At 71.4% G+C, this 4,255-nt stretch carries 4 protein-coding genes; 2 read left to right on the forward strand and 2 right to left on the reverse strand.

Features of this window, described 5'->3' with window-relative positions:
• Positions 1–95: 95 nt before the first annotated feature.
• A complete protein-coding gene (locus tag ACTIDRAF_RS0219520; protein ID WP_016700408.1) occupies positions 96–1,442 on the forward strand; it encodes a cytochrome P450 in 1,347 nt (448 codons plus the stop codon).
• Between the two features lie 76 nt (positions 1,443–1,518).
• Here the strand turns inward: ACTIDRAF_RS0219520 and ACTIDRAF_RS0219525 are convergent, their stop codons facing one another.
• Positions 1,519–1,710 carry a hypothetical protein gene (locus tag ACTIDRAF_RS0219525; protein WP_016700409.1) on the reverse strand — a complete coding sequence of 64 codons (192 nt, stop codon included), beginning with the start codon at positions 1,708–1,710 and terminating at the stop codon, positions 1,519–1,521.
• A 321-nt stretch (positions 1,711–2,031) separates the two neighbouring features.
• Here ACTIDRAF_RS0219525 and ACTIDRAF_RS0219530 point away from each other — a divergent pair, with 321 nt between their 5' ends.
• Positions 2,032–3,360 (forward strand): cellulase family glycosylhydrolase, encoded by a 1,329-nt coding sequence (locus ACTIDRAF_RS0219530; RefSeq protein ID WP_016700410.1) that lies wholly within the window; start codon positions 2,032–2,034, stop codon positions 3,358–3,360.
• Between the two features lie 92 nt (positions 3,361–3,452).
• Here the strand turns inward: ACTIDRAF_RS0219530 and ACTIDRAF_RS0219535 are convergent, their stop codons facing one another.
• Complete coding sequence (locus ACTIDRAF_RS0219535) at positions 3,453–3,725, reverse strand: hypothetical protein (RefSeq protein WP_016700411.1); 273 nt, start codon at positions 3,723–3,725, stop codon at positions 3,453–3,455.
• Between the last annotated feature and the right edge of the window lie 530 nt (positions 3,726–4,255).

The raw sequence follows: 4,255 nt of genomic DNA on the forward strand, positions 1-4,255 counted from the left end.
GGGGCCGCGGGGGCCCGGCCCCGCCGAGCCGCCGGTGGTGGCCCGGCGCCCCCGTCGGTCACGCCGTACGAACCACAAGATTGGGAGAGCCGCCGATGAGCTCGCTCCGCACCCCCGTCGCCGCCGGTGTCCCCGTCCTGGGCTCGCTGCTCGACCTCCGCCGTGACGCGCTCCAGACCTACCTGCGTGCCTGCCGGGACAGCGGTGACGTCGTCCGGTTCGCCGCGGGCCCGCCGGGACTGCGCGTCTCCTTCCACGCCGTCTTCTCGGCGAGCGGCGTGGCCCGGGTCCTGTCGGCGGGCGCCCCGTTCCACAAGGGAGGCCACCTGTACCAGGAGATCAGGGCGGTCATCGGGGACGGCCTGCTGACCAGCGACGGGGACGACCACGTGCGCCAGCGCCGCCTGGTCCAGCCGCTGTTCACCCGGCGCCGGGTCGACGGCTACGCCGAGGGCATCCGGGAGGAGACCAGCCGCACGCTCGACGGGTGGCGGGAGCGCGACGGCGAGGTGATCGACATCGCCGGGGAGATGACCGACCTGACCCTGCGGGTGGTGACCCGCCTGCTCTTCGGGGCGGACGGCAGCGCGGCGGTCCCGACCATCCAACGGTGCTTCCCGGTGCTGAACGCCTGGACCTACCGGCGCGGGACCAGCCCAGTCCGGACCCCTCGCGGCTGGCCCACCCCCGCCAACCGGCGGGTCGCCTCGGCGAGGTCCGAGCTCTACGCCCTGTGCGACCAGATCATCGCCGAGCGCACGGCGGCCGGCGCGGCCGGCGACGACCTGCTCAGCCGGCTCATCCGCGCCCGGGACGACGACGGTGACCGCCTCTCCCCCTCCGAGGTGCGGGACCAGGTGCTGCTCTTCCTCCTCGCCGGCCACGAGACGACGGCGACGGCGTTGTCCTTCTCCCTGCACCTGCTCGCCACCCACCCCGAGGAGCAGCGGCGGTTGCGGGAGGAGGTCGACCGGGTGCTGGGTGGCCGGGAACCGGGGCCGGCCGATCTGCACGAACTCGAACACACCACCCGGGTGGTCAAGGAGGCGCTGCGCCTCTACCCGTCCGCCCCGGTGATCGCGCGCAGCGCCCGCACGGACACCGAGATCGACGGCCACCACATCCCGGCCGGGACGGAGGTGGCGCTCATGCCGTGGGTGACCCACCGGCATCCGGCCTACTGGTCCGAACCCGAGCGGTTCGACCCCGACCGCTTCCTCCCGGAGCGGGAGGCCGGCCGGCCCCGCTACGCCTGGTACCCCTTCGGCGGTGGGCCCCGGGCCTGCATCGGCCAGCACTTCTCCATGCTGGAGACGGTGCTGGCCCTGTCGATGCTGGCGAGCGCGTACCGGTTCGAGCCGGTCGACGGCTCGGTCCCGGTCGGTCAGGGGGTGACCCTGACGCCCCTCGGGCCGAACCGGTGCCGCCTGGTCGCACGCTGACCGGTCCCGGCGGGGAGGGCGGATCAGGGGACGGGCGAACCCGCCGGGCCGGAGGCGCCGGCCGGCCTCGCCGTGGTCAGTGGCCGTTGCGCGTCCAGAGCCGGGCGTCGGCGCGCGCCGGGTCGTTGGCGCAGCTGATCAGCCCGTAGCCCACCGCCATCGCGAGGAGGACCCCCGCCGCCGCGGGCGGGTACCAGAGCAGCGCGACCGCGGCGAGGAGGAACACGCCGCCCAAGGCGAACAGCGCGGCACGCCGGGTGTCGGACATGGTCGACCTCCCTGTTCATGGTCCTGATGCCCTCGGTGTCGATGCCGCCGCCCCTCGCGTTACCGGTCGATCGCGGTTTCACACGTGCCCGCCCCGCTGTCACCCGAACGCGGGGAGCCCGGGAGGGGCGCCGACCCGAGGGCCGGGCGGGCCCGGACGGCCGAGCTCCCTGGGCCGGCGGTACCCCCGTCGCGGCGGCCGTCCGCGTCATTGAGCGGGTGGGAGCACCGGTCCTATGCTGAACGGGCCGCCCGGATCCGAGTGCCTTCCTCGGTCCGACAGTTCCCTGTCCGGACCACTGGTCACCCCAGAAGGCAGGTCATGAGGAACCCACTGAGAACCGCAGGAACCCTGCTCGCCTCCCTACTGCTCACCCTGTTCGTCGTCACCCCCTCAGCCCACGCCCAGGCGGGCTTCACCGTCTCCGACGGCCGGTTGTACGACGCGAACGGCACCGAGTTCGTCATGCGCGGGGTCAGCCACCCCCACGCGTGGTTCACCCACGAGACCGGTGCCTTCGCTGACATCAAGGCACTGGGCGCGAACACCGTGCGCGTGGTGCTGAGCAGCGGACACCGCTGGGAGCGCAACGACGTCGACGACGTCGCGAACGTGGTCTCGCTGTGCAAGGCCAACCGGCTGATCTGCGTGCTGGAGGTCCACGACACGACCGGGTACGGGGAGCAGGACGGCGCGGCCAGCCTGGACCAGGCCGTGGACTACTGGCTCGACGTGCGGGAGGCCGTGGAGGGCGAGGAGGCCTACGTCATCGTCAACATCGGCAACGAACCGCACGGCAACACCGGGTACGAGGCGTGGACGGCGGACACCATCGGCGCGATCGAACGACTGCGGTCGGCCGGGTTCACCCACACGCTGCTGGTGGACGCCCCCAACTGGGGGCAGGACTGGACCTTCACCATGCGGGACAACGCCGAGGAGGTCTTCGCCAGCGACCCGGCGGGCAACACGGTGTTCTCGATCCACATGTACGGCGTGTACGACACCGCGACGAAGGTCGACGACTACCTGGCGGCCTTCCAGGACGCGAACCTGCCGCTGGTCATCGGCGAGTTCGGGCACTACCACTCCGACGGCGACCCCGACGAGGACGCCATCATGGCGGGCGCCGAGACCCGGGGGCTCGGGTACATCGGCTGGTCCTGGAGCGGCAACAGCAGCGAGGTCGGCTACCTCGACATGGTCAACGACTTCGACGGGAACAGCCTCACCTCGTGGGGCGAGCGGATCTTCCACGGTGGGAACGGGATCGCCGACACCTCCGTGGAGGCCTCGGTGTACGGGGAGGACGGTGGCGGTGGCACCGGTCCCTCGTGCTCGGTGGGCTACCGGGTCGTCAACCAGTGGCCGGGCGGCTTCCAGGGGGAGCTGGTCATCGGCAACACCGGTTCCGCCGAGGTGAACGGCTGGCGGCTGGACTGGACCCTCCGCGATGGCCAACGCATCCAGAACCTGTGGGGCGGTGTCGTCGAGCAGCGGGACGGTGACGTGCGGGTGACCAACGCCCCGCACACCGCGATCATCCCCTCGGGAGGTTCGGTGACCGTCGGGTTCACCGCCACCTGGACCACGGTGAACACCGGGCCGACCGCGTTCACCCTCAACGGCTCGGCCTGCGCGCTGGCGTGAGGACCGGGCGAGCGTCCGAACGCCACCTCGGCCCGGCAGGCGGGGTCGAGGTGGCCGGCGAGCGCCCATCCCGTCGCGGGGGGCGTACGGGTTCAGTCGACGGATTCGGGTTCCCTGGCGGCGAGGCGCCGCAACAGCACGAGTTCGACGAGGTCGTTGACGGTGCGCAGCGAGCCGTAGGCGATCGGGTCGTCGGCCAGCGTGATCCCGTACTCGCGCTCCACGCTCCCCACGAGTTCCCGGAAACGCTCCTCGGTGAGGTCGTCCAGCCCGAGCGAGACCCGGCCGGTCGCGCTGTCCGGGGAATCGGAGTTCTGCTCGACACCGAGGACGGCCAGGATGAACTGGCGGATCTCGTCTCTCATGGAACCTCTCTCGCGTTTTTCGGGTCGGGCCGAGTTTTTCGGGAAGGTCGACGACTTCCGGGCACACGGAAAGAAAGCCCGCACCGCGCGGCAGCGGCGCCGCCCTCCTCCCCGCACCGACCCTACATCGCGGGAGGCGTGGTGACGGCGTCCAACCAGACGCGTTCCGCCGATGCCGACACCGACCCGTCCCGACAATTCGCCCATTCAACCCATCCGCCGGACAATCAGCCACCTCGAACGTGATTCAGTTTCGACAACTGCCAGGAAATAGGGCAATTTTCGGAACGGAATTTTCGGTCTCTCACTCTTTGGAGTGCAGGTCCTGATTCCGCCTTGCAGGGGATACAGAAAAGGCGATAGCCATTGATCTCGTGAGCCCCGCCGTGAGGTGTCCGCACCGGTTCCCTTCCCGCACCGCACCCGGGAGGAACGGACCGTACACGCGTCCCGCACCGCGGTGGCGGCACCGGCCGCGCGCAGGAGGAGCGGGGTGGGACCGGCTACCAGCACTGGCCGGCCCACCGGCC

This window comes from Actinoalloteichus spitiensis RMV-1378, assembly GCF_000239155.1.
In the GTDB taxonomy this organism is placed as follows: domain Bacteria; phylum Actinomycetota; class Actinomycetes; order Mycobacteriales; family Pseudonocardiaceae; genus Actinoalloteichus_B; species Actinoalloteichus_B spitiensis.